We start from the raw sequence: 24,148 nt of genomic DNA on the forward strand, positions 1-24,148 counted from the left end.
CGATACGAATTTCGGCTTCGCCATATTAGCGAATGTGAAGGCCCCGGCCACGTTGGAAATTGACAAGCGCACCGGGATTTGTCGAGAGTGACCAATGCTCCGCCAATTGGCACGGACGGAGTGTCATGCTAGGCGTTTTGACCAAGCGATAAAAAAATAAGAGTGGGACAGGCTGCATGGCGCAAGCCGCAATCGAGCTGATCGGCATCAACAAGAGTTTTGGCGCCGTGCGCGCCAACCGCGACATCAATCTGGAGATAGCACGCGGCACCATCCATGGCATTGTCGGCGAGAACGGCGCCGGCAAGTCGACGCTGATGTCGATCCTCTACGGCTTCTACCAGGCCGACAGCGGCGAAATCCGCGTTGGCGGCCAGCCGGCATCGATCAAAACGCCCAATGACGCCATCGCGCTCGGCATCGGCATGGTGCATCAGCATTTCATGCTGGTCGACAATTTCACGGTGCTGGAAAACATCATTCTCGGCGCCGAAAGCGATGCGCTGCTGAAGCGCAGCATCGCCAAGGCGCGCTCCGAGCTCGAACGTCTCGAACGCGAATACGGGCTGGAAGTCGATCCCGATGCGATCATCGAGGAACTGCCGGTCGGCCTGCAGCAGCGTGTCGAGATCCTCAAGGCTCTCTATCGCGGCGCCGAGATCCTGATCCTCGACGAGCCGACCGGCGTGCTTACCCCGGCCGAGGCCGACCATCTGTTCCGCATCCTCAAGCAGTTGAAGGAACAGGGCAAGACGGTGGTTCTGATTACCCATAAATTGCGCGAGATCATGGCCATCACCGACACCGTGTCGGTGATGCGCCAGGGCACGATGGTGGCGACACGCGAGACAGCCAAGACCACCGTCGAGGAACTGGCCGAGCTGATGGTCGGGCGACGCGTGCTGCTCAGGGTCGAAAAGGGCGAGGCGGAAGCCGGCGCAGTCAAGCTCGCGGTCAAGAACCTGACGGTGAGGGACACCCGCGGCGTCACTATGGTCGACGACATCTCCTTCGACATTCGCGCCGGCGAGATCGTCGGCATCGCCGGCGTCGCAGGCAACGGACAATCGGAACTGCTCGAGGCGATTTCCGGCATCAGGCGCGCCGTGTCCGGCTCGGTCATGCTCGACGGCAAGCCGATCGATCTGACGGGTGCCGCCGACCCGGGCGAGTTGCGCGACCGCGGCCTCGCCCACGTGCCGGAGGATCGCCACCATGTCGGGCTGGTGCTGGCCTTCGAGGAGAACGAGAACTCGATCCTCGGCTATCACGACGACCCCCGCTATTTGAAAGGGCCGTTCCTCAACATCGATGCCATCCGCAACGATGCCAAGGACAAGATCGGCAAATACGACATCCGCCCCGCCGACTGCCGGCTGAAGACCGCCAATTTCTCCGGCGGCAATCAGCAGAAGATCGTGCTGGCGCGGGAAATGGAACAAGACCCGGGTGTTCTCATCGTCGGCCAGCCGACGCGCGGCGTCGATGTCGGCGCCATCGAATTTATCCATAAGCGCCTGATCGCCATGCGCGACCAGGGCAAGGCAGTGCTGGTGGTTTCCGTCGAACTGGACGAGATCCGTTCGCTCTCCGACCGCATCCTGGTGATGTTTGCCGGCCGCATCGTCGGCGAGCGCGGCCCGGAAGCGACCGAGGGCGAACTCGGGCTGCTGATGGCCGGCGTCGAGCATCAGGAGGCCGCACAATGAGCACGCCTTACGCCAAACTGCCGGCCTGGGCAGACTACGGCCTGATCCCGGTGATCAACCTCTTCGTTGCTTTCGTCGTCGCCGGTTTCGTCGTGGTTCTGGTCGGCGAGAACCCGTTCCGCGCCGCGGTCATCCTGGTCGAGGGCGCCTTCGGCAAGGGGACAGGCATTGCCTTCACCCTGTTCTATGCCACGACTTTCATCTTCACCGGCCTGTCCGTGGCGGTGGCAGCGCATTGCGGCCTGTTCAACATCGGCACCGAGGGGCAGGCCTACATTGCCGGCCTCGGTATCGCTATCGTCTGCCTTTCCTTCGACAGCGTGCTGCCATGGTGGCTGACGTTCCCACTGGCTATCGTCGCTTCGGCGGTCGTTGGCGCCTTGTGGGCACTAATCCCCGCCTATCTGCAGGCCAAGCGCGGCTCGCATATCGTCATCACCACCATCATGTTCAACTTCATCGCCGCCTCGATCATGGTTTACCTGCTGGTCGGCCCGTTGAAGCCGGCAGCCTCGCAAGCGCCGCAGACGCGCAACTTCCTCGCCGGCGCGGAATTGCCGAAGCTCAACTGGATCATCGAGCTGTTCGGCGCCAAGATCCGTTCGGCGCCGCTCAACATTTCCTTCCTGCTGGCGCTGATCATGGCCTTCCTGGTCTGGCTGCTGATCTGGCGCACCAAGCTCGGCTACGAGATGCGCACCTACGGCCACAGCCCGAAGGCGGCGCGCTATGCCGGCATTTCGGAAACCCGCATCATCATCACCGCGATGATGATCTCGGGCGCGCTGGCCGGCATGATGGCGCTCAATCCGGTGATGGGCGACCAGCACAATGTCGCGATCGACTTCGTTTCCGGCGCCGGTTTCGTCGGCATCGCCGTGGCGCTGATGGGCCGCCTGCATCCTGTCGGCATCGTTCTGGCGGCGATCCTGTTCGGCATGCTCTACCAAGGCGGCGCCGAGCTTGCCTTCGAGATGCCGGCGATCAGCCGCGACATGATCGTCATCATCCAGGGTCTGGTGATCCTGTTCGCCGGCGCGCTCGAGCACATGTTCCGGCCTTACATCCAGGCGTTGTTCGCCTCTTTCAGTCCGCGATCGGTCGGCATGGAAGCGGTCAAGGGGAAGGGTGCCTGAAATGGATGTGTTCAACGCCATCGTCCAGACACTGGACTCGACCATCCGCCTCTCGGTGCCGCTGCTGCTCGCCTGCCTCGCCGGCCTCTATTCGGAACGCGCCGGCATCTTCGACATCGGTCTCGAAGGCAAGATGCTGGTCGGCGCCTTCGCCGGTGCGGCGGCCGCTTCCGTGTTCCATTCGGCCTTTCTCGGCCTCGGCATGGCCATCCTGATCTCGGTCGCGTTTGCCCTTGTCCACGGCTTTGCCTCGATCACCCATCGCGGCAACCAGATCGTCTCCGGCGTGGCGATCAATTTCATCGCCGCCGGATCGACCATCATCCTCGGCCAGGCCTGGTTCGAGCAAGGTGGCCGCACGCCGGCACTACAGCCGGGCGAACGCTTCGAGGCCATCACCTGGCCCGGCGCCGATGCCATCCACGATGTGCCGATCATCGGACCGATCTATGCCGAGCTCCTGTCGGGCCACTCGATCCTGGTCTATCTCGCCTTCCTGATGGTGCCGTTCACCTGGTGGGTGCTGTTTCGCACCCGCTTCGGCCTGCGCCTGCGCGCCGTCGGCGAGAACCCGGCCGCCGTCGACACCGCCGGCATTTCCGTCGCCTGGCTGCGCTACCGGGCGCTGATCTGCACCGGCGTGCTGACTGGCATCGCCGGCGCCTATCTGTCGATGGTGCAGAATGGTGGCTTCGTGAAGGACATGACCGCCGGCAAGGGCTACATCGCGCTGGCCGCGCTGATCTTCGCCAAGTGGAAGCCGGTCAACGCCATGTTTGCTTGCCTGTTGTTCGGCTTCCTCGACGCGCTGTCGATCCGCCTGCAGGGCTCGCCGCTGCCCATCATCGGCAAGGTGCCGGTGCAGTTCATGCAGGCGCTGCCTTACATCCTCACCGTCATCCTGCTCGCCGGCTTCATCGGCAAGGCGATCCCGCCGCGCGCCGGCGGCGTGCCTTACGTCAAGGAACGCTGAACTCGGCTCAGGCCAAGGCATGTCGCTCAAAAGTGGTCCCGGTTTTGAGACAACGACATGCATAGAAAATAGACTTAAAGCGCGTCGCATGACTCCATTTCGACGCGACGCGCTTTAAGCGGGAGTGCCGGGTTTTGGACACGATCATCGGAGAGAACAACTGAATGTCGCATGATCTGTTCGAGGCCGCCAAGGCTGCCATGGCCAAGGCCTATGCGCCCTATTCGAAGTTTCCCGTGGGCGCCGCCTTGCGCACCGAGGACGGGCGCGTCTTTGCCGGCGCCAACATAGAGATCGCCTCCTATCCGGAAGGCTGGTGCGCCGAGACCACAGCGCTTGGCCACTACATCATGGGCGGCGGCGGCAAGATCGTGGAGATTGCCGTCCTTGCCGAACGCATGGCGAAATGCTCGCCCTGTGGCGGCTGCCGGCAGCGGCTGGCCGAATTCTGCCGGCCGGAAACAAAACTCTATCTCTGCGACAATACCGGTGTTGCGGCGACCGTGACCATGGGCGAGATGCTGCCCTACGGCTTCCGCGGCGACATTTTGAAATGAAGACCTGGTTGAAATGAAAGAACTGGCTGCAATGAAGAGTTGGCTGCGATGACGGAAAAGGCGCTCGACCATCTCGTCGAAAGGCTGGACGGCCTGGCGCCGTCGACCGCACTGGTGCTGGGTTCGGGCCTGGGCGGGCTGGTCGACCAGATCGAGGATCCGATCCGCATTTCCTATGCCGCCCTGCCTGGTTTTCCCAGAAGCGGCGTCACCGGCCATGCCGGCGAAGTGGTGGCGGGGTTGTTTGCCGGCGTGCCGGTGCTGATGCTGTCCGGCCGCGCCCACTACTACGAGCACGGCAACGCGGCTGCGATGCGGCCGGTGCTGGAAGTGCTTGCCGGCATCGGCATCACGAAACTGATCCTCACCAATGCTGCCGGCTCGGTCGATCCGGACATGCCGCCGGGCTCGGTGATGCTGATATCGGACCACATCAATTTTTCGGGCACCAATCCGCTGATCGGCGAGCCCAGCGACCGCCGCTTCGTCGGCCTGACCGAAGCCTATGATGCAGGCATCCGCAAGGCGCTCGAGCGGGCGGCCAAGGCGACCGGCACCGCGCTTCACAAGGGCGTCTACATGTGGTTCTCCGGCCCCTGTTTCGAAACGCCCGCCGAGATCCGCATGGCGCGCATCATGGGCGCCAACGCGGTCGGCATGTCGACCGTGCCGGAGGTCATTCTTGCCCGCTTCCTCGGACTTCGGGTCGCCGCCTGCTCGGTCATCACCAATTTGGCCGCCGGCATGACCGGCGCCGAGCTTTCGCACCAGGAGACCAAGGACATGGCGCCGGTCGGCGGCGCGCGGCTGGCAACGATCCTGCAGCGCGTGTTCCGCGACGGGCTGCTGGAGAGCTGATGCTTCCCCAGGAACTCATCCGACGCAAGCGCGATGGCCTGAAACTGTCGGCGCAGGAGATCGCCGGCTTCGTCGAGGGCGTGACTGACGGGGCCGTTTCTGACGGTCAGGTCGGCGCCTTCGCGATGGCGGTGTTCTTCAACGGCATGAGCCGCGACGAGGCGGTTGCGCTGACGCTGGCGATGCGCGATTCGGGTGACGTGCTCGACTGGTCGGACCTGCCCGGCCCGGTCACCGACAAGCATTCGACAGGTGGCGTCGGCGACAATGTCTCGCTGATGCTGGCGCCGATCGTTGCCGCTTGCGGCGCCTATGTGCCGATGATTTCCGGCCGCGGCCTTGGCCATACCGGCGGCACGCTGGACAAGATGGATGCGATCCCGGGCTATGCCAGCCAGCCCGATATCGCGCTGTTTCGCAAGGCGGTGCTTGAAACCGGTTGCGCCATCATCGGCCAGACCGCCAACCTCGCGCCGGCCGATCGCCGGCTCTACGCGATCCGCGATGTCACCGGCACGGTCGAATCGGTGCCGCTGATCACCGCTTCGATCCTGTCGAAGAAGCTGGCGGCCGGGCTGCAGTCGCTGGTGCTCGACGTCAAGGTCGGCAATGGCGCCTTCATGGAAAAGTCACGTGACGCGACCGCGCTCGCCAACAGCCTGGTCGAGATCGCCAATGGTGCCGGGTTGAAGGCCTCGGCGTTGATCACCGGCATGAACGAGCCGCTGGCGTCGGCCGCCGGCAATGCGGTCGAGGTGCGCAATGCCGTCGATTTCCTCACCGGGCGTCTGCGTGATCATCGGCTGGAGGACGTGACGCTGGCGCTCGCCGCCGAGATGCTGCAATCGGCGGGGCTGGTGTCGTCCAACCAGGATGGCATGCGGCGCGCCACAGAGACGCTTGCCAGCGGCCGCGCCGCCGCCACTTTCGCGCGCATGGTCGCCGCACTCGGCGGCCCCGTCGATTTCATCGAGAAGCCGGAAAAATACCTGCCGAAAGCGGCGATCGAATTTGCCGTCAAGGCAACCGCAAACGGCTTCGTCACCGGCATGGCGACCCGCGACATCGGGCTCGCCGTGGTTGGCCTGGGAGGCGGACGCACGCGGCCGGATGACAAGGTCGATCCCGCGGTCGGCATCACCAGGCTGTTGCCGGTCGGTGCGGAAGTGAGGATCGGCGAGCCGCTGGCGCTGGTCCATGCCCGTTCATTGGCCGATGCCGAGGTGGCCGCCGACGCCGTGCTTTCGGCCTATGCGACCGGGGCTTCGAAGCCGGCCGCCGACAAGTCGGTCATCCGGCGGATTCTTCCGCGCGGCTGATTATTGAACGAGCAGCAGCGTGCCATTCTCGGCCTGGAATTTGCCAAGCCGATTGAGGAAGCTCATACCGATCAGATTGGTGTGCAGCGCCCTGTCGTCGAGCACGATGGTCTGGACGTCATTGACCGTGATGCTGCCGATCTGCAGGCGGTCGATCATTGCCACGGCAGCCTTGATCGAGCCATTGGCGGTGCTGACCTCGTGACTGAAGTCGGAAGGGTTCAGCGACAGGCCAATCCTGCGTGCCGTCGAGGTGTTGATGGCGACCAGCGTGGCACCGGTGTCGATCATGCCGTCGACCTGACGTCCGTTGAGCTTGAAGGCCGACGAGAAGTGTCCGCGCTCGTCTGCCGCAACGACGACCTTTCGGCCAAGCGGCAGCGGCGCCGCCGGCCTGTCGGGCACCGAGGCCAGATTGACATCCGGCTGGGCTTCGACCGCGGCCTTGCCCGTCATCGGCGATCTCAGCAGGTTTTCGATGATTTGCGGATTCGACTGATACACAATCGGTATCGATGCCGATGTACCGGCAAAAACGCCAAGGATGAGAAGTTTGCGCAGCATGGATCGGCCTTCGTGAAGGGCGATCCTTAAGCCCGGATGGTGTTTGCCCCTTTAACGCACGCCAAAACCACGCCTTTGCGTAAACATTTGGTAAATTATTTGGTCCCGTACATGCGGTCGCCGGCGTCGCCGAGGCCGGGCATGATGTAGCCCTTCTCGTTGAGCTGGCGGTCGATCGAAGCGGTGAAGACGGGAACGTCCGGGTGCGCCTTGGTGAAGCGCTCGATGCCTTCGGGCGCCGCCAGCAGGCAGAGGAAGCGGATGTTGGTGGCGCCGCGCTCTTTTAGCTTGTCGATCGCCGCGATCGCCGAATTGGCGGTTGCCAGCATCGGATCGACGACGATCACCAACCGGTCGGCGAGGTCGCTCGGCGCCTTGAAGAAATACTCGACCGCCTCCAGAGTTTCATGATCGCGGTAGAGACCGACATGGGCGACGCGGGCCGCCGGCACCAGGTCGAGCAGGCCTTCGAGCAGGCCGTTGCCGGCGCGCAGCACCGAGGCGAAGACCAGCTTCTTGCCCTCCAGCGTCGGCGCTTCCATGGTCTCCATCGGAGTCTCGATCGTTGTCGTCGTCAGTTCAAGGTTGCGGGTGACCTCGTAGCCGAGCAGCAGCGAGATCTCGCGCAGCAGCCGCCGGAAGCCGGCTGTCGAGGTCTCCTTCTTGCGCATGATGGTCAGCTTGTGCTGGACAAGCGGATGGTCGACGACGGTGACGCCCTGCATGATGTTCTCCTGATGTCTGCGCCCGAAAGTGCGCGCATGGTCCTTTCGGACGCGCCGCGCTTCAAGCTGCTTGAGCGAACCCTAGCGACAATGCGCCGGCCAAGGAACCGCTTGGCCAGCACCGACCACAGTTTTGTCGGAAGAAATCAGCGAGAGGCGCCGTTGAGGCGGGCAAGAAGCGCGGTCTTGGTCTTTCTGTCGACGAAAGCGGCCTCGATGGCCGTTTTGGTGACGGCGGTCAGCGCCTTTTCGTTCATCGAGAAATGCTCGGCGGCAATGTCGTATTCGCGCTTCAGCGAGGTCCAGAAATAGGGCGGATCGTCGGAATTGAGCGTCACCTTGCAGCCAGCCGCCTGCAGGGCCGGAAAGGGGTGGCCGGCAAAACTGTCGAACACCTTGAGCGCGATGTTGGAGCCCGGGCAGCATTCCAGCACGACGCCCTCATCGGCGATGCGCCGGACAAGGTCCGGATTCTCGATGGCACGCACACCGTGGCCGATGCGGGAGGGACGGATGTGATCGAGTGCCGCCTTGACTGTCTCCCAGCCTGTCAGTTCGCCGGCATGGATGGTGATGCCGAGCCCGGCCTCGCGGGCGATCTCGAAGGCCCTGACATAGTCCTCCATGTCACCTATGCGTTCGTCGCCGGCGACGCCGAAGCCGGTGACCAGCGGATGACCGCAGCGCGCCGCAAAGCGCGCCGCCTTTTCGATCGACTCGACGCCGACATGGCGCACGCCGGTGACGATCATGCGGCCCTCGATGCCTGTCTTGGCCTTGGCCCGGGCCATGCCTTCGCCAAGCGCGTCGGTATAGGCCTTGGGCGACAGCCCGGCCTTCGTGGCATGGTCGGGCGACGTGAACACCTCGGAATAGATGGCGCCGTCGCGAGCGAGACTGGTCAGATAATGGTCGGCCAGCCGCGCATAATCCTCTTCGGTCCGGAACAGATCGGAGGAGAAATCGTAGGCCGCGAGGAAAGAGGTGAAATCGTGCCAGACGAAGGAACCGTTCTGGATATAGGGCGAGGTATCCTTGCCGTATTTCTGCGCCTGGCGAATGACGAGTTCGGGCGCCGCTGCCCCTTCAATGTGGCAGTGCAGTTCCGCTTTCAAAAGCATTCACACATCCCGTCGGTCAGTCCAGGTCTTGAAACCACCACCTGGAAGCGCGGCTGAACACCGCGCCTTAAACAATAGCGCCCGCACCATCGATCGGCTATGGTCCCGCCGGTTTTATGACGGATCAAAAAAATGTCAGTTGAGAGAACCACGGCCGCGGGCGGCATGGAAACCTCCTATGGTTTCAAGCGTGTAGGGGCTGGCGACAAGCAGTCCCTGGTCAACGATGTTTTCCACAAGGTCGCCAACCGCTACGACCTGATGAATGATCTGATGTCGGCCGGCCTGCACCGGCTGTGGAAGGATGCCATGGTCACCTGGCTCAATCCTCCAAAAAGGATGGGCTGGCGGGTGCTCGACGTTGCCGGCGGCACCGGCGACATCGCCTTCCGCATCGTCGCTGCCAGCCAAGGCAATGCCCATGCCACCGTGCTAGATATCAATGGCTCGATGCTCGCCGTCGGCCGCGATAGGGCACAGAAGAAAGGCCTCTCCGGCAACACCGACTTCGTCGAGGCCAATGCCGAGGAACTGCCCTTTGCCGACGCCACGTTCGACGCCTACACCATCGCTTTCGGCATTCGCAACGTGCCGCGCATTGATGTCGCGCTCAGCGAAGCGTTCCGCGTGCTGAAGCCGGGCGGGCGCTTCCTGTGCCTCGAATTTTCCGAAGTCGAGATGCCGCTGCTCGACACGGTCTACGAAGCCTGGTCGTTCAACGCCATTCCAAAGATCGGCAAGATGGTCACCGGCGACGGTGAACCCTATTCCTACCTGGTCGAATCGATCGCCAGGTTCCCCAACCAGCAGAATTTCGCGACGATGATTTCCCGCGCCGGCTTCGATCGCGTCTCCTTCCGCAACTATTCCGGCGGCATCGCGGCACTTCATTCGGGCTGGAAGCTTTGAGGCTGGACCGCATTTCTCATAGTCGATATGCGCTGAGCCGGTTCGAAGAGCCGGCAGGACGGCCGCTGCCATGAGCACGGCCAGCGCAGGATTTCGGCTCGTACGGGCCGGCTGGGTTCTGGTGCGCGAGGGCGTCGTCGCCGCCTTGCCGGGCGAGGAACTGTCCGGCCTGCCGAAATTCGGCTGGCGGCTGGCGCGACTGTTCACCCGCCGCCGCGCGCTGGCCTATGAGCGCAGCGACCGGCTTGCCAAGGCGGTGGTCCGGCTCGGGCCTTCCTATGTCAAGCTCGGCCAGTTCCTGGCGACACGGCCCGACGTCGTCGGCAACGACATGGCGCTCGATCTCGCCATGTTGCAGGACAAGATGCACACCTTCCCCAGGGCCGAGGCGATCGCGGCTATCGAGGCTTCGCTCGGGCGCAAGGTCGACGATCTCTACGCGCAATTTGGCGATCCGGTCGCCGCTGCCTCGATAGCCCAGGTCCATGCCGCCGACGCCGTCCATGACGGCATAGCCACAAAGATGGCGGTGAAGGTGATCCGGCCGGGCGTACGCCGCCGCTTCTTCCATGATCTCGAAAGCTATTTCCTCGCCGCCCGCCTGCAGGAGAAATACATCCCGTCGTCGCGCCGGCTGCGGCCGGTCGAGGTGACCGAGACGCTGGCGCAAACCACCAAGATCGAGATGGATCTTCGCCTCGAGGCGGCCGCGCTCTCGGAACTCGGTGAGAACACCAAGGACGATCCGGGCTTTCGCGTGCCGTCCGTGGACTGGGAACGCACCGGCCGTGACGTGCTGACCATGGAATGGGTCGACGGCGTCAAGATGAACGACATTGCCGGCCTTGCCGCTGCCGGCCATGACCTGAAAATCATCGCCGCCAACCTGATCCAGTCGTTCCTGCGCCACACGCTGCGCGACGGCTTCTTCCACGCCGACATGCATCCGGGCAACCTGTTCGTCGAAGCAAACGGCACCATCGTTGCCGTCGATCTCGGCATTGCCGGCAGGCTCGGCAAGAAGGAGCGCCGCTTCCTCGCCGAAATCCTCTACGGCTTCATCACCCGCGACTATCTGCGTGTCGCCGAAGTGCATTTCGAGGCCGGCTACGTGCCGCGCCAGCACAATGTCGCGGCCTTCGCGCAAGCGATCCGGGCGATCGGCGAGCCGATCCACGGCCAGCCGGCCGAGACCATTTCGATGGCCAAGCTTTTGACGCTGCTGTTCGAAGTGACCGAACTCTTCGACATGGCAACGCGGCCCGAACTGATCCTGCTGCAGAAGACCATGGTGGTGGTCGAGGGCGTGGCGCGCACGCTCGACCCGGCCTTCAACATGTGGAAGACGGCCGAACCGGTTGTCGGCGGCTGGATCGCTGGCAACCTTGGGCCGCGTGGCATGCTGATCGATGCGCGCGATGGCGCCAAGGCGCTGCTGACGTTGGCCCGCCAGGCGCCCGAGCTTGCGGCGCGTACCGATCGGCTGTCGCGCGAGATCGACCTGATGGCAGAGCACGGCCTGCGCTTCGACGAGACCACCGCCCGCGCTATCGGCAAGGCCGAGGCGCGCTACAGCCGCTCCGGCCGCCTGGCGCTGTGGGTGATCGCGTTGACGCTGGTCTATATCGCCTGGAAGCTCATGTAGCGTCGGATCCACACCAGGGTTCGTTTCCGCAACTTGCAGCCGATTGATTGCATTGCTATCATTGCCATCGGCAAACTGCGGCAGAGTGCAATCAAATGGCCAGCATCACCATCCGCAACCTTGACGATGAGGTCAAGGAACTGCTGCGCCGCCTGGCGGCGGAAAACGACCGCTCCATGGAAGAGCAGGCGCGGGTGATGATCCGGGCCGCTGTTGACGGGCAGATCGGTCCTGTGGGCCGCATCGACCAGATCGAGAGAACCCTCCGCGACCTGACCAGCTCGCACAACCTCGCCGCAGTGCCAATCGCTGTTACATCAGGCAAGAATTTGCCGCGTGGCAGCCTTTTCGGCAAGCGAATCCTGCTCATCATCGGCGGCGGCATTGCCGCCTACAAGGCGCTGGATCTGATCCGCCGGCTGCGCGAGCGCGGTGCCTCGGTGCGGGTGGTCATGACATCAGCCGCGCAGGAATTCGTCACCACGCTGTCGGTGGGCGCGCTCTCCGCCGACCATGTCTTCACCGAGCTGTTCGACCGCCAGGACGAGCACGATGTCGGCCACATCAGGCTGTCGCGCGAGGCCGACCTTCTGGTGGTGGCGCCCGCCACCGCCGACCTGATGGCCAAGCTTGCCAACGGCCACGCCAACGATCTTGCCTCCACCGTGCTCCTCGCCACCGACAAGCCGGTTCTGATGGCGCCGGCCATGAACCCCAGAATGTGGGCGCATCCGGCCACCCGCCGCAACCGCGCGATGCTGCAAAAAGATGGCATTGCCTTCGTCGGTCCGGCCAAGGGCGAGATGGCCGAAAGCAATGAGGCGGGCGAAGGCCGCATGGCGGAGCCGCTGGAGATCGCCGCGGCCATCGAAGCGTTGCTCGATGTCAGCCCAAGGCCGCTGTCGGGGCGCAAGATCATCGTCACCTCCGGCCCGACGCATGAGCCGATCGACCCGGTGCGCTACATCGCCAACCGTTCGTCCGGCAAGCAGGGACACGCCATTGCGGCAGCACTGGCCAGGCTTGGCGCCGATGTGCGCCTCGTCTCCGGCCCCGTCGGCATCGCCGACCCCACCGGCGTGAAGACCATCCATGTCGAACGGGCTGAAGAGATGCGCGATGCGGTGGAACAGCTTCTGCCTGCCGACGCGGCGGTGTTCGTCGCCGCCGTTGCCGACTGGCGCAGCGAGAATTCAGCCGGCGAGAAGATCAAGAAGGTCGCAGGCGAAGGACCGCCGGTGCTGCGCATGGTCGAGAATCCCGACATTCTCGCCGGGGTTGGTCATCACAGCCAGCGACCCGGCCTTGTGATTGGCTTCGCCGCCGAGACACAGGATCTCCTGCGCAACGCCGAGGCCAAGCTCAGGAAGAAGGGCGCCGATCTCATCGTTGCCAACGACGTGTCGCACGAAAGCGGCATCGGTCCTGCGGGCGTGATGGGCGGCGATCGCAATCGGGTGCGCATCGTGTCGAAGGCCGGCGTCGACGAATGGCCCGAGATGAGCAAGGACGAGGTGGCGGCGCGGCTCGCCGCCCTGATCGCCGAACGGCTGAAATCGATTGTCGTTTGAACGGTGGCGCCGGAAACGAAATCCGGCCGCCAACCTGCTGTCTGCTACATGCCTGCCGCTAAAACGACATTGAGGCGGCGCGCGCCTCCGGTCCTACACGACCTGCGCGGTCAATTGGCCAAAAGCGCCGCGGTTCGGGCAAGCGCGCCGGCGAAGCCGTTGAGCGGAATGGAAAAGCTCACCGCTTGTCCGGTGTCGGCGGCGAAGGCGTCGATCTTCAGGGTGGTGCCTGACTTCAGCAGCGGCGTGACGGTCGCATCGAACGCCACCGGCACCAGGCAGCCGACGACCTGGCAGGTGTTGAATGGCAGGCTGCCATCCAGCTTCTGGTCGTCGATGGTCAGGCTGACGCCCTTGGCCAGCGCCAGGCCGAACGGCAGAGCCAGCGTACCCGTGGCATCCTCGCCGGTCTTGCCCGACAACTCGATCGCCAGCAGGCGCTGGTTGCTTTGCTTGTTGAATTGCTGATGCGACAGGCTGCAGGCTTTGGTCGCGCCTGATATCTGGCAATTGACCGTCCAGTCGCCATGGGTTTCGGACAGCGCCGAGGCGCCGCCAGGAAGTTGCGGCGCATCGGCAGCGGGCGGCGCTGCCGCCTTGTCGGTCTTGGTTTGCGCAGCCACGGCCGGCATACCGACGACGCAGGCAACACCCAGCAGGGCCACGAAATACGCGTGCTTCCTCATCAAGACCCTCCCGCCCGGCTCCGCCTTAGGCCAACTGGTAGCTGACCTTGAAAGACGCGCCGATGGCGTTCTGTTTAACCGTTTCGCCGAAGGCACCGTCATCCCTGACAGACATGCCGGCACCGTTGACGCCATTCCGCTCAAGGCCGGCACCGACCCGATAGAGCGGCGAATCGACGGCTTCCGTCAAGTGCAATGCGGGGTTGCGAGGCAGGTTCTCCGCCACCGCAAAGCAACCTTCGGTGATCGATGACCCCGATTTCGCTTCGATCTGCTCCGAGATATGGCACGGCCGGTCAGACGCCCTATATTAAGGTCAGGATTTCTTTCATGCGGGAATGAGCGGATGTCGGCGCTTCGATCATCTACGGTTTTCACATCGGCAATACTGGCCGCAGCAATGCTGGTCGGCGCTTGCCTGCCCGCTTCGGCGCAAGCGCTCAATTCCGCCGCCGGCAACAACGCACTGATCCGACAGAACGACCTGCAAATCCTGCAGAACAGGGTGCAGCGGCAGCAATACCAGCAGCAACAGCAGCAGTATCGCGCCCAGGACCGCCAGAGTGTCCAGCAGCCGCGGCCGGTGGTGCCGCAGCTCAAGCCAAGCTGCTCGACGCAGATAATCGGCGCCACCGCCGTGAGCAATTGCCGCTGACAAGCCGGCGTTTTTCGTTTATTTAGCCGACTTATGTATTCGGGGTGCCTTTCGGCACACGCGGAAGTTTTGGTTTTGCAACGATGCCTTGTCGCGCTATGCGGCATTGCATCGACTGGATTCACGAATGGCAGCCACCAAGAAAAAGGCCGTACGCAAGGCAAAGAAAGGCGAGAGCATCCGTCAGGTGGCGGCGATTCCGTTTCGGCTGAACGCGGGCGGTGATATCGAGGTGATGCTGGTCACGTCGCGAACCACAAGACGCTTCATCGTCCCCAAGGGTTGGCCGATGAAGGGCAAGAGCGGACGCAAGGCGGCCACCATCGAGGCGCAGGAGGAAGCCGGCGTGCTCGGCAAGACGCTGAAGGAACCGGCGGGCACCTATTCCTACTGGAAGCGTTTGGCCAACCGCTTCGTCCGCGTCGACGTCATCGTCTATCTGATGGAGGTGACCGAGGAACTCGCCGACTGGCAGGAAGCGAAACGGCGACAGCGGGCTTGGCTGCCACCGACCGATGCGGCCTTGCTCATCGATGAGCCCGACCTCTCGACGCTGGTGAAAACCTTGACGATTGCCCGGCCTGCGCCGGTCGACCTCACCTGAGATCAGGCCTCACTCACTCGTGTCGTCCCCTTGGGGAAAGGGTCGCATAGGTGTGCCGGTATAGGCCCACAACCATTCGCGCGGCAGCGGCCCCTTGTTTCGCTCGGCTTGCTGCGACTGTTCCCAGGCATGCGCCAGGATGCCGACCGAGCGCGACAACACGAAAAGCCCGCGCGTCAGCGGAGGCGGAAAGCCGAGTTCGCCATAGATGACGGCGGTGGCGCCATCGATGTTGAGCGGTATCTTTTTCCCCTTGCGCCGCGCGACTTCCGCCTCGATCGCCTCGGCGATATCGGCGAAGCGTCCATTGACGACACCCCGCGCGGCAAACTCACGCGTCAGTTCCAGCAGGCGTGGCGCGCGCGGATCGACGGGATGGAAGCGATGTCCGAGCCCCGGCACATAACCCTTCTCCTCGGCGAAGAACCGGTCGAGCCGTGCCGAGACGGCTGTATCCAGAGTCATGCCACCATCGAGCGCCACGGCGATGTCACCGTAGAAGGACAGCGCCTGTTCGCCGGCGCCGCCATGGACGTCGCCGAGCACATTGATGGCCGAGGCCATGGCGCTGTTGATGCCGACGCCGCAGGTTGCAGCCATCCGCGCGATGGCGATCGACGGCGCCTGCGGCCCATGGTCGACGGCGGCACCCAGCGCAATACCGAGCAGCGCTGCCTGGTCCTCGCTGGGCAATTCGCCACGCAGCATCAGCCAGATCATCGCCGGAAAGCTGACGCGGCCGATCAGATCCTGGATCTCATAGCCGCGCAGCCGGATGATACCGGGCCGCATCTCGATGATGTCGGTCTGCCACCATTCCTCGCCGCGCTCACGGCCGGTGTTTTTCTCCGTGCCGCTCATGCCCGTGCCTTCGTCTTGGCGCGCGGCGGCAGGCTGGCGAAGACCTCGTCCATATGCTCGCCGAGCGTCGGCGGCGGCTTCGTCGGCAGCGGCGCCGTGCCATCGACCATGAACCCGCCGCGCAGAACGGTGAGTGGCCTGTCCATACCCGGCACGTCCTCAAAACTTGCGGTCACCTGGCGCTCGAGCACTTGCGGCTCGTCCAGCACTTGCGGGATCGTCAGCACCCTGCCCGCCGGCACCCCGGCACGATTGAGCGTCTCTTCCCAGACCGCCGCCGGCGCCCCCGCCAGGGCGTCCTCGATCTCAATTTTAAGCACTGCCCGGTTGCGCTTGCGCGTCTCGCGCTCGGCAAAGCGAGGATCCAACGCCAGCTCCGGCCGCCCGATCAGCCGGCACAGCGTCACGAACTGCTCCTGCTTGTTGGCGGCGATGTTGAGCAGTCCGTCGCCGGTGCGAAAGGCGCCGGACGGCGCCGCGGTCATGTTCTCATTGCCCATCGGCTGCGGATCGACGGCGGCGGTCAGGTAGTTGGAGACCGGCCAGCCGAGCGCCGAGAGCGTGCATTCAAGCATCGAAACGTCGAGAAAGGCGCCCTCGCCGCTTGTCTTCTGCCGCACCAGCGCGGCGGCAATGGCGAACGCCCCGACCAGTCCGCCAAGCGTGTCGGCAACGGGGTAGCCGACCCGCAGCGGCGCCGTTTCCGGCGTGCCGGTGATGCTCATGATCCCCGACAGGCCCTGGATGATCTGGTCATAAGCGGGGTTGTCGCGCATCGGCCCCGTCTGGCCGAAGCCGGATATCGCACAATAGACAAGGCCGGGACGGACCGCCTTCAGCGCCTCGTAGCCAAGGCCGAGCCGATCCATCACGCCCGGGCGGAAATTCTCCACCAGTGCATCGGCGCTGGCGACCAGATCGAGGAAGCGCTCGCGATCGGCCGGCTTTTTGAGGTCGAGCACCACCGATCGTTTGCCAGCGTTCTGCGCCAGGAACGAGGCGCCCATGCCGGCGCTGTTGAGCTGTGGCGAGCCGCCGAGCTGGCGTGCCAGGTCACCGCCTTGCGGGACCTCGACCTTGATCACGTCGGCCCCGAGCAGCGCCAGCTGATAGGCGCAATAGGGGCCGGCCAGGACGTTGGTCAGGTCGAGGACGCGGATACCGGAAAGCAGTTCTGTCATGGCATCAGGGATCGATCAGGCATCGCCGGGCACATGCTCCGGTCCGCGCCGCCGGCGGTGCTCGACATAGGCCCAGATATGCGGCCCGACCAGGCCGATGAAGGCGAGTGTCAGCAGCGTCAGCGACAGCGGATGCTTGTAGAACACCGACCAGTCGCCATTCGAGATGGTCATCGCCCGGCGGAACTGGGTTTCGGCGAGTGGCCCCAGGATCATGCCGATGATGACCGGCGCGGTCGGGAAATCGAAACGCCGCATCAGGAAGCCGGCCCCTCCCAGGAGATAGAGGATGACGAGGTCAACAGGCGATTGCGAGATGCCATAGGTGCCGACCGTGGCGAACACCAGAATGCCGGCATAGAGCTGCGGCGCCGGGATCTTCAGCAGCCGCACCCAAAGACCGATCAGCGGCAGGTTGAGGATGACGAGGATGACATTGGCGATGAACAGGCTGGCGATCAGCCCCCAGACGAGGTCGCCCTGTGTCGTCAAAAGCAGCGGCCCGGGATTGATGCCGTAGCTCTGGAACGCCGACAGCATGATCGCGGCCGTCGCCGAGGTCGGCAGGCCGAGCGTCAGCATCGGCACCAGCACGCCGGCGGCGGACGCATTGTTGGCGGCCTCGGGGCCGGCAACGCCCTCGATGGCGCCGACCGTGCCGAACTCCTCCTTGTGCTTCGACAGCTTCTTTTCGATGGCGTAGGACAGGAAGGTCGGGATTTCGGCGCCGCCGGCCGGCATGGCGCCGATCGGAAAGCCGATCGCCGCACCGCGCAGCCAGGGTTTCCACGAGCGCCCCCACTCGGCAGCGGTCATGTAGAGCGAGCCCTTGAGCGGCACGATCTCATCCTTGCCGGCATAGCGGCGCGAAGCCATGTAGAGCGTCTCGCCGACGGCGAACAGGCCAACGGCGGCGATGATGACGTCGACGCCGTCGAGCAGTTCGGTCATGCCGAAGGTGAAGCGCGGCTGGCCGGTCTGCAGGTCGACGCCGATCATGCCGATGACGAAGCCGGCGAAAAGGCTGGTCAGACCGCGCACCGAGGACGAGCCGAGCACCGCCGAAACCGTGATGAAGGCCAGCACCATCAGCGAGAAATATTCGGCCGGACCGAAGGCGAGCGCGAATTTTACCACCACCGGCGCCAGGAAGGCGACGCCCAGCGTACCGATGGTGCCGGCGACGAAGGAGCCGATCGCCGAGGTGGCAAGCGCCGCACCGCCACGGCCGGATCGGGCCATCCTGTTGCCTTCGAGCGCGGTGACGATGGTGGCGCTTTCGCCGGGCGTGTTGAGCAGGATCGACGTCGTCGAGCCACCATACATGGCGCCGTAGTAGATGCCGGCGAACAGGATGAAGGAGGCTTCCGGCGCCACCTGATAGGTAATCGGCAAAAGCAGCGCGATGGTCAGCGCCGGCCCGAGACCGGGCAGCACGCCGATAGCGGTGCCGAGCGTGGTGCCGAGCAGGCACCACAGAAGGTTGACGGGGGTGAAGGCAACCGAGAAGCCGTGAGCGAGATGGCCGAGCGTTTCCATGGCGTCAGGCTCCAAACGTGCCGATGATCGCATCGATCACCGTGTTCAGCTGGTTCTCGATGAAGCCGGCGCCGATGTTGACGCCGAGCGCCCTGGCGAAGCCGAAATAGGCGGCCAGCGCCAGGATCAGGCCGAGCCCTGCGTCGCGCAGCGTACGCTTGCTGCCGAAGCCGTAGCAGACGAGAACGAACATGATGACGGATGCCGCCGTGAAGCCCAGCGGCTGGATGAGCAGCAGATTGGCGAGCAGGCCGATAACGACGAAACCCATCGCCTTCCAGTCGGTCGGCGTTTCCCTTTCCTCTTCAGGCTGCCAGCCGCCGCGCAGCGCCGCGAGGATGAGCAACAGGGAAAGCACCACCAGACCAACCATGGTGAGGTAGGGAAAGACAGTCGGGCCGACCTTGGAGTAGAGCGGCGACACCGGGATCGCCAGCGTCTGCCAGGCCACGGCGCCGGCGCAGGCCAGAAGCCCGACGCCGATCAACAATTCCGGCACGGCAAGACGCGACGGCGCCGCCTGCTGGTCGCTGCTGCTCATGATTGTCCTCCCCAGTATATCTGGCCCAAGCTGGCCAAGATCCCCGGCACCGCACGGCCGGTCCTCACCGTAGTTTCACGCCGGCTTTGCATTCCATGCGAGAAGGGGCGGCGCGCGCCGCCCCTTCAGGGAAGATCAGGCAAGCCCGAGATCCTTGAGGATCGCCTCGATGCGGGCCGTGTCCTCGGTGACGAATTTCGCATAATCGTCGCCGGTGAGCAGGATTGGCGTCCAGTTGCGGTTCTTGCACTCAGTCGCCCAGGCGTCGCTCTTGGCCATGCTCTCGACCATTGTGATCATCGCCGCCTTGTCGGCATCGGAAACGCCGGGAGGTGCGAAGACCCCGCGCCAGTTGAACAGCTCGACATCGATGCCGGCTTCCTTCAGCGTCGGCGCGTCGATGCCGTCCTGGCGCTTGTCGGCCGAGATGGCAAGCAGCCGCAGCGCGCCCGCCTTGACCTGTTCGGAGAACTCGCCAAAGCCGGAGATACCGGCCGCGACCTGGTTGCCGAGCAGCGCCGACAGGGCCTCGCCACCACCAGCGAACGGGACGTAGGACAGGTTTGTCGCCGGCACGCCGACGGTCTTGGCGATCAGTCCGAACAGGATGTGGTCCGAACCGCCGGCCGAGCCGCCAGCCACGGGAACCTTTGTCGGATCGGCCTTGAGCGCGGCGACGAAATCGGCGGCCGTCTTGAACGGCGATTCCGCCGGGACCACCAAGGCCTCGAACTCGCCGGTGAGGCGGGCGATCGGGGTGACTTGCGTCAAATTGTTGGCAGCCTTGTTGGCGATGATGGCACCAACCATGACCATGCCGGCAACCATCAGCGAGTTGCCCTTGCCGTTCCATTGGTTGATGAACTGCGGCAGTCCGACCGTGCCGCCGGCGCCGCCGACATTGGTGATCTGCGAGCCGGAGATGAGCTTCTCACTGCGCAGCACCTGGTCCATCGTGCGCCCTGTCTGATCCCAGCCGCCGCCAGGTGCTGCCGGCACGAAAATCTGGATCTGCGGTGCGCCTTCGGCGAAAGCGGGTGAAAGATGAAGTCCTGCAAGGCCGGCAGCGCCAGCCGCCGCCGTGCTCATCAAAAATCTGCGTCTGTTCAGCATGGGGATTCCTCCAGATCACGACACCTCCTCCGGTGCCTGCCAAAACGCGCCTGAATCCAGACCCGTAATCGAGTTCAAGCAGATGTTACCAAGTTCTGTCAACGGGAACGATATTCTACTAGACAGAACGAATCGGCGGCGCGACACATTGGCTCCGCTGAGCAGGTTCCGCAAAAGTGTTCCGCGGTTTTGCGACAAGAACCTGCGGCAAACAAAGAAACCTAAGCAGACGACGCGTTGGCGAAGCCAGCGGAGTCTGCTCAGGGCCTTCTCCGAGTTGGGAACCGCAATGGACTCACCAGGCAAATCCGCTGATCCAGACATCCGGCCCGCGGCCGCCGAAGGGGTTGCCGCGCTTGATCGGGCGATCACCATCCTCGATGCCTTCACCACGGCGGACAGGTCGCTCAGCCTGGCCGAAATCGCGGCGCGGACCGGCCTCTACAAGAGCACCATCCTGCGGCTTGCGAATTCCCTTCTACGCGGGCAGTTGCTCGAGCGTCTGGACGATGGCCGTTATCGCGTCGGACCCGCGACCTTCCGGCTCGGCGCACTCTATCAGCGTTCGGTGGTGGCGGTCGACATCCTGCTGCCGATCATGCGCGACCTTTCCGAGCGAAGCTGGGAGAGCGTTGCCTTCTATGTTCGTTCGGGCGACGTCCGCACCTGTCTCTACCGCGTCGAATCCAAGCACCCGATCCGCTACACGATACGCGAAGGCGACGTGCTGCCGCTGCTGGTCGGCTCGGGCGGCCGCGTGCTTGCGGCGTTTTCCGGCCAGCAGGGCGAGCCGTACGAGACCATCCGCAAGACCTGCAACTGTCTCGCCGTCGGCGACCGCGACCCCGAGACGGCGGGCGTGTCGGCGCCGGTGTTCGGGCCGGGCCGCGCCCTGCTCGGCGCCTTGACGCTGGCCGGCCCCAGCACGCGCGTCGACGCGGCGTTTCTCCAGCGCATGAAACGCCCGCTACTCGAGGCGGCTGCGCGCGCCACCCGCGCCTTCGGCGAGGACGCCTCCATGCTCGAGCAGGCGAGCCTCGCGGCGGACGCTGCGTCGTAGCGTCGATCGGCCCGTCGGCCGAAGCAAAGCGCGATGCAGGTCCACGCAACACTGCCCGCGCTTGCAATCCCGGGAAGAAGCTCCAGAGAGACGAATACAATCTGATTCAACTTGAAGTAGTTGTATGACGCCGCGTAATATTCGGTCACCCGAAACAAGAATCGCTCATATAAATAGTTGAAGTCTTTATTCGCTGTTAAGCCCCCTCGTGATACCCGGACTGTTGTCGCCAGATGAGCGACACTAGGGAAGAACGTCGTCTCCACCGACGGATGAAACAGTCGGACAGACGGCCTGACAAGGATCATGGCAAGTCCATGGAAATTCGATGAAGCTGTCATCGATGGACCCGAAACCCCGTCTTCTCGGGCTCGTCTGGCCTTTCATCGCCGTCGTTCTTGTTCAGGCGCTGGTTGCCAGCCTCAGCCTCCACACGCTGTCGGCGGTCCGCGCCTATGTCGGCGGCGAGAGCCAGTGGTCCAAGGGTCAGAAGCACGCCATCTATTTTCTCAGCCTCTATGCCGACACAGGCAAAGTGGAATTCTTCCGCGAATACAGCGGGGCAATCGCCGTTCCGCTGGCTGATCGTTCGGCCCGCCTCGCACTTGAGCAGCCCGAGCCCGACACCAATGCCGCACGTACCGGCTTCCTGCAGGGCAGGAATCACGCCGACGACGTAGCCGGGATGGTCTGGCTGTTCCAGAATTTCCGCGGCTTCAGCTATCTCGATGCCGCCATCCGGCACTGGACGGCCGCCGACACGATGATCCTCGCCATCCAGCGGCTCGGTGACGCCATGCACGAGAGGCTGGGCAAGGGGCCGGCATCGGCGGCTGAGATCAGCGCCTGGAAAGCGGAGATACATCGGCTCGATCATCAGGTCAGCCCGCTTTCCAAAGCCTTCTCGGACAGCCTCGGCGAGGGATCGCGCTTCATCAAGATATTGCTCACATCAGCCAATCTGGTCACCGCCGCCTTGCTGATCCTGCTTGCCGTATGGCGCACGCGCAAACTCCTGGCGCAGCGTCAGGCATTCCAGATGGCGCTCAATGCCGAGCGTGAGCGCGCCCAGATCACCCTGGCTTCGATCGGACAGGCCGTGATCAGCACCGGGGCAGACGGGCGGCTGGATTACATGAATGCCGTCGCCGAAAGATTGCTGGCATGTCCGCTCAGTGCCGCCAGGGGCAAGCCGATCGCGTCGCTGTTTCGCCTTGTGGACAAGGACACCAGCGCCGAAGACATCGGCCTGGTCGAGCGCCTGCTGGCCGGTGAGCCGCACCTTTCGAGCGCGCGTCCGCAATTGCTGCAGCGGCCGGATGGCTCCGTTGTGCCCGTCGCGCTGACCGGCGCCCCGCTGCTCGTTTCCAGTCACGTCGCCGGCGCGGTGCTGGCGTTCCACGACATGACGCGCGAAGAGGACTATATCGAGCGGCTGTCGTGGCAAGCATCGCATGATGCGTTGACCGGACTGGCCAACCGACGTGACTTCGAGAGCCGGCTGGAAAGAACGATCGCGGACCTCCAGGACCGGCCTCGCCAGCTCGCACTCATGTATCTCGACCTCGATCAGTTTAAGCTGGTCAACGATACCTGTGGTCATGCCGCGGGCGACCAGCTGCTGCGCCGAATTTCAGCGCTGCTGACCCACGAATTGCGACCGGGCGATGTGCTGGCCCGGCTGGGCGGCGACGAGTTCGGCGTGCTGCTCCTCGATTGCGATGGCGACAGTGCGGCCGACATCGCCGAACGGCTGCGCGCGGCGGTGCAGGATCTGCATTTCGCCTGGGATGACAGGCCTTTCAACTCCAGTGTCAGCATCGGCATGGTGCAGATCGCCAATGCCGAAGTGACGATCGAGGAAACGCTCAGGGCCGCCGACGTCGCCTGTTACTTGGCCAAGGAAAAAGGCCGCAACCGCGTCCAGATCCACAGCGATGGCGATGTGTTCATGCGGGAGCGCTTCGGCGAGATGGCCTGGGTGCAGCGCCTGCACGTCGCCCTCGAAGAAAACCGCTTCAGGCTTCATGCCCAGGAAATCTGGCCGCTCAACGACGACATCGCCGAGGCGGGCGCGCATATCGAGATCCTGTTGCGGCTGACCGACGAAGACGGCAGCTTCGTCACCCCGCAGAGCTTCATTCCCGCGGCCGAACGCTACGGCCTGATGCCGTCGATCGATCGCTGGGTGGTCCGCAACACCTTCGCCATTCTGGCGGCGCGGCAAGCCGATCCGCGCTCGGCTCCGATTGCCACCTGCGCCATCAATCTTTCCGGAGCGAGTTTCGGCGACGAGACATTCCTCGACTTCCTGCGCGAGCAATTCCTCGTCCATGGCATTTCGCCCGCCATGATCTGCCTGGAGATCACCGAAACCAGCGCCATCGCCAATCTGACCAGTGCCATGCGCTTCATTGCCGACCTGCGCGGGCTGGGCTGCCGCTTCGCGCTCGACGATTTCGGCTCCGGCATGTCGTCCTTCGCCTATCTGAAGCACCTGCCGGTCGACTACCTCAAGATCGACGGCAGCTTCGTCAAGGACATGCTGGAAGATCGCATCGACCACGCCATGGTCGAGATGATCCATCACATCGGCAAGGTCATGGGCAAGCGCACCATCGCCGAGTTCGTCGAAAGCGACGGCATCATCGCCGCCTTGAAAAAAATCGGCGTCGACTATGCCCAGGGCTATGCGATCGCCAAGCCGCAGCCTTTCGATGTTTCGACGGTGCTGCTCAGCCGGAAATTCGCACCGGCTGCCAAAAACGCTGCCGATCCATGGGTCGATCTGGCGCGGAAGCTCAGCCGCAAGGCCGGCTAG

General features: G+C 64.0%; 23 protein-coding genes. 13 read left to right on the forward strand and 10 right to left on the reverse strand.

Going from position 1 to position 24,148, the window contains the following annotated elements; genetic code table 11:
• The first annotated feature begins 176 nt into the window (after positions 1 to 176).
• From AC1D10_RS28495 to deoA, 6 genes are all read left to right on the forward strand, one after another.
• On the forward strand, positions 177 to 1,709 hold the full coding sequence (locus tag AC1D10_RS28495) for an ABC transporter ATP-binding protein (RefSeq protein ID WP_477277837.1): 1,533 nt from the start codon (positions 177 to 179) through the stop codon (positions 1,707 to 1,709).
• Positions 1,706 to 2,845, forward strand: a complete 1,140-nt coding sequence (locus tag AC1D10_RS28500; RefSeq protein ID WP_477277839.1) for an ABC transporter permease — start codon at positions 1,706 to 1,708, stop codon at positions 2,843 to 2,845. Before AC1D10_RS28495 ends, AC1D10_RS28500 begins: the two co-directional genes overlap by 4 nt.
• 1 nt (position 2,846) lies before the next feature.
• On the forward strand, positions 2,847 to 3,818 hold the full coding sequence (locus AC1D10_RS28505; protein WP_379102887.1) for an ABC transporter permease: 972 nt from the start codon (positions 2,847 to 2,849) through the stop codon (positions 3,816 to 3,818).
• Between the two features lie 164 nt (positions 3,819 to 3,982).
• A complete protein-coding gene (cdd, locus tag AC1D10_RS28510; protein WP_477277841.1) occupies positions 3,983 to 4,375 on the forward strand; it encodes a cytidine deaminase in 393 nt (130 codons plus the stop codon).
• Between the two features lie 48 nt (positions 4,376 to 4,423).
• Entirely contained in the window at positions 4,424 to 5,233 is an 810-nt protein-coding gene (locus AC1D10_RS28515) for a purine-nucleoside phosphorylase (protein WP_477277843.1), read from the forward strand.
• Positions 5,233 to 6,552: a thymidine phosphorylase gene (deoA, locus tag AC1D10_RS28520; protein WP_477277845.1), complete on the forward strand. Its 1,320-nt coding sequence runs from the start codon at positions 5,233 to 5,235 to the stop codon at positions 6,550 to 6,552. The genes AC1D10_RS28515 and deoA overlap by 1 nt, the downstream gene beginning before the upstream one ends.
• Here the strand turns inward: deoA and AC1D10_RS28525 are convergent, their stop codons facing one another.
• From AC1D10_RS28525 to AC1D10_RS28535, 3 genes are all read right to left on the reverse strand, one after another.
• Positions 6,553 to 7,116, reverse strand: a complete 564-nt coding sequence (locus AC1D10_RS28525) for a TIGR02281 family clan AA aspartic protease (RefSeq protein ID WP_477277847.1) — start codon at positions 7,114 to 7,116, stop codon at positions 6,553 to 6,555.
• Positions 7,117 to 7,211: 95 nt separating this feature from the next.
• Positions 7,212 to 7,841: a uracil phosphoribosyltransferase gene (upp, locus tag AC1D10_RS28530; protein WP_023671129.1), complete on the reverse strand. Its 630-nt coding sequence runs from the start codon at positions 7,839 to 7,841 to the stop codon at positions 7,212 to 7,214.
• Positions 7,842 to 7,987: 146 nt separating this feature from the next.
• Positions 7,988 to 8,962, reverse strand: coding sequence for an adenosine deaminase (locus tag AC1D10_RS28535; RefSeq protein ID WP_477277849.1), 975 nt, complete (start codon positions 8,960 to 8,962; stop codon positions 7,988 to 7,990).
• A gap of 132 nt (positions 8,963 to 9,094) precedes the next feature.
• Here AC1D10_RS28535 and ubiE point away from each other — a divergent pair, with 132 nt between their 5' ends.
• The 3 genes from ubiE (at position 9,095) to coaBC (ending at position 13,087) form a co-directional block, all read left to right on the forward strand.
• Positions 9,095 to 9,871 (forward strand): bifunctional demethylmenaquinone methyltransferase/2-methoxy-6-polyprenyl-1,4-benzoquinol methylase UbiE, encoded by a 777-nt coding sequence (gene ubiE / locus AC1D10_RS28540; protein ID WP_477277852.1) that lies wholly within the window; start codon positions 9,095 to 9,097, stop codon positions 9,869 to 9,871.
• A gap of 70 nt (positions 9,872 to 9,941) precedes the next feature.
• Positions 9,942 to 11,516 carry a 2-polyprenylphenol 6-hydroxylase gene (gene ubiB / locus AC1D10_RS28545; RefSeq protein WP_477277854.1) on the forward strand — a complete coding sequence of 525 codons (1,575 nt, stop codon included), beginning with the start codon at positions 9,942 to 9,944 and terminating at the stop codon, positions 11,514 to 11,516.
• Positions 11,517 to 11,611: 95 nt separating this feature from the next.
• Positions 11,612 to 13,087, forward strand: a complete 1,476-nt coding sequence (gene coaBC / locus AC1D10_RS28550; protein ID WP_477277856.1) for a bifunctional phosphopantothenoylcysteine decarboxylase/phosphopantothenate--cysteine ligase CoaBC — start codon at positions 11,612 to 11,614, stop codon at positions 13,085 to 13,087.
• 110 nt (positions 13,088 to 13,197) lie between these two features.
• Here the strand turns inward: coaBC and AC1D10_RS28555 are convergent, their stop codons facing one another.
• Positions 13,198 to 13,773, reverse strand: a complete 576-nt coding sequence (locus AC1D10_RS28555) for an invasion associated locus B family protein (RefSeq protein ID WP_477277858.1) — start codon at positions 13,771 to 13,773, stop codon at positions 13,198 to 13,200.
• A gap of 25 nt (positions 13,774 to 13,798) precedes the next feature.
• On the reverse strand, positions 13,799 to 13,963 hold the full coding sequence (locus tag AC1D10_RS28560; RefSeq protein ID WP_477277860.1) for a hypothetical protein: 165 nt from the start codon (positions 13,961 to 13,963) through the stop codon (positions 13,799 to 13,801).
• Positions 13,964 to 14,173: 210 nt separating this feature from the next.
• Between AC1D10_RS28560 and AC1D10_RS28565 the strand changes: the two genes are divergently transcribed.
• Both AC1D10_RS28565 and AC1D10_RS28570 read left to right on the forward strand, forming a co-directional pair.
• Positions 14,174 to 14,428, forward strand: coding sequence for a hypothetical protein (locus AC1D10_RS28565; protein ID WP_477277862.1), 255 nt, complete (start codon positions 14,174 to 14,176; stop codon positions 14,426 to 14,428).
• Positions 14,429 to 14,555: 127 nt separating this feature from the next.
• Positions 14,556 to 15,032: an NUDIX hydrolase gene (locus tag AC1D10_RS28570; protein ID WP_477277864.1), complete on the forward strand. Its 477-nt coding sequence runs from the start codon at positions 14,556 to 14,558 to the stop codon at positions 15,030 to 15,032.
• Positions 15,033 to 15,041: 9 nt separating this feature from the next.
• Here the strand turns inward: AC1D10_RS28570 and AC1D10_RS28575 are convergent, their stop codons facing one another.
• The 5 genes from AC1D10_RS28575 to AC1D10_RS28595 all read right to left on the reverse strand — a co-directional run bounded on the left by AC1D10_RS28575 (position 15,042) and on the right by AC1D10_RS28595 (position 20,267).
• Entirely contained in the window at positions 15,042 to 15,893 is an 852-nt protein-coding gene (locus AC1D10_RS28575) for a citryl-CoA lyase (RefSeq protein ID WP_477277866.1), read from the reverse strand.
• Positions 15,890 to 17,074, reverse strand: coding sequence for a CaiB/BaiF CoA transferase family protein (locus tag AC1D10_RS28580; RefSeq protein WP_477277868.1), 1,185 nt, complete (start codon positions 17,072 to 17,074; stop codon positions 15,890 to 15,892). Before AC1D10_RS28580 ends, AC1D10_RS28575 begins: the two co-directional genes overlap by 4 nt.
• A gap of 15 nt (positions 17,075 to 17,089) precedes the next feature.
• Entirely contained in the window at positions 17,090 to 18,613 is a 1,524-nt protein-coding gene (locus tag AC1D10_RS28585; protein ID WP_477277870.1) for a tripartite tricarboxylate transporter permease, read from the reverse strand.
• Positions 18,614 to 18,617: 4 nt separating this feature from the next.
• The gene (locus tag AC1D10_RS28590; protein WP_477277872.1) at positions 18,618 to 19,154 is read right to left on the reverse strand and encodes a tripartite tricarboxylate transporter TctB family protein; all 537 of its coding nucleotides are present in this window, start codon (positions 19,152 to 19,154) and stop codon (positions 18,618 to 18,620) included.
• Positions 19,155 to 19,289: 135 nt separating this feature from the next.
• A complete protein-coding gene (locus AC1D10_RS28595) occupies positions 19,290 to 20,267 on the reverse strand; it encodes a Bug family tripartite tricarboxylate transporter substrate binding protein (protein ID WP_477277874.1) in 978 nt (325 codons plus the stop codon).
• A 289-nt stretch (positions 20,268 to 20,556) separates the two neighbouring features.
• Here AC1D10_RS28595 and AC1D10_RS28600 point away from each other — a divergent pair, with 289 nt between their 5' ends.
• Both AC1D10_RS28600 and AC1D10_RS28605 read left to right on the forward strand, forming a co-directional pair.
• Positions 20,557 to 21,327, forward strand: coding sequence for an IclR family transcriptional regulator (locus tag AC1D10_RS28600; protein ID WP_477277877.1), 771 nt, complete (start codon positions 20,557 to 20,559; stop codon positions 21,325 to 21,327).
• A gap of 328 nt (positions 21,328 to 21,655) precedes the next feature.
• The gene (locus AC1D10_RS28605; RefSeq protein WP_477277879.1) at positions 21,656 to 24,148 is read left to right on the forward strand and encodes an EAL domain-containing protein; all 2,493 of its coding nucleotides are present in this window, start codon (positions 21,656 to 21,658) and stop codon (positions 24,146 to 24,148) included.

The sequence above is a fragment of the Mesorhizobium sp. P2_A8 genome, assembly GCF_056404935.1.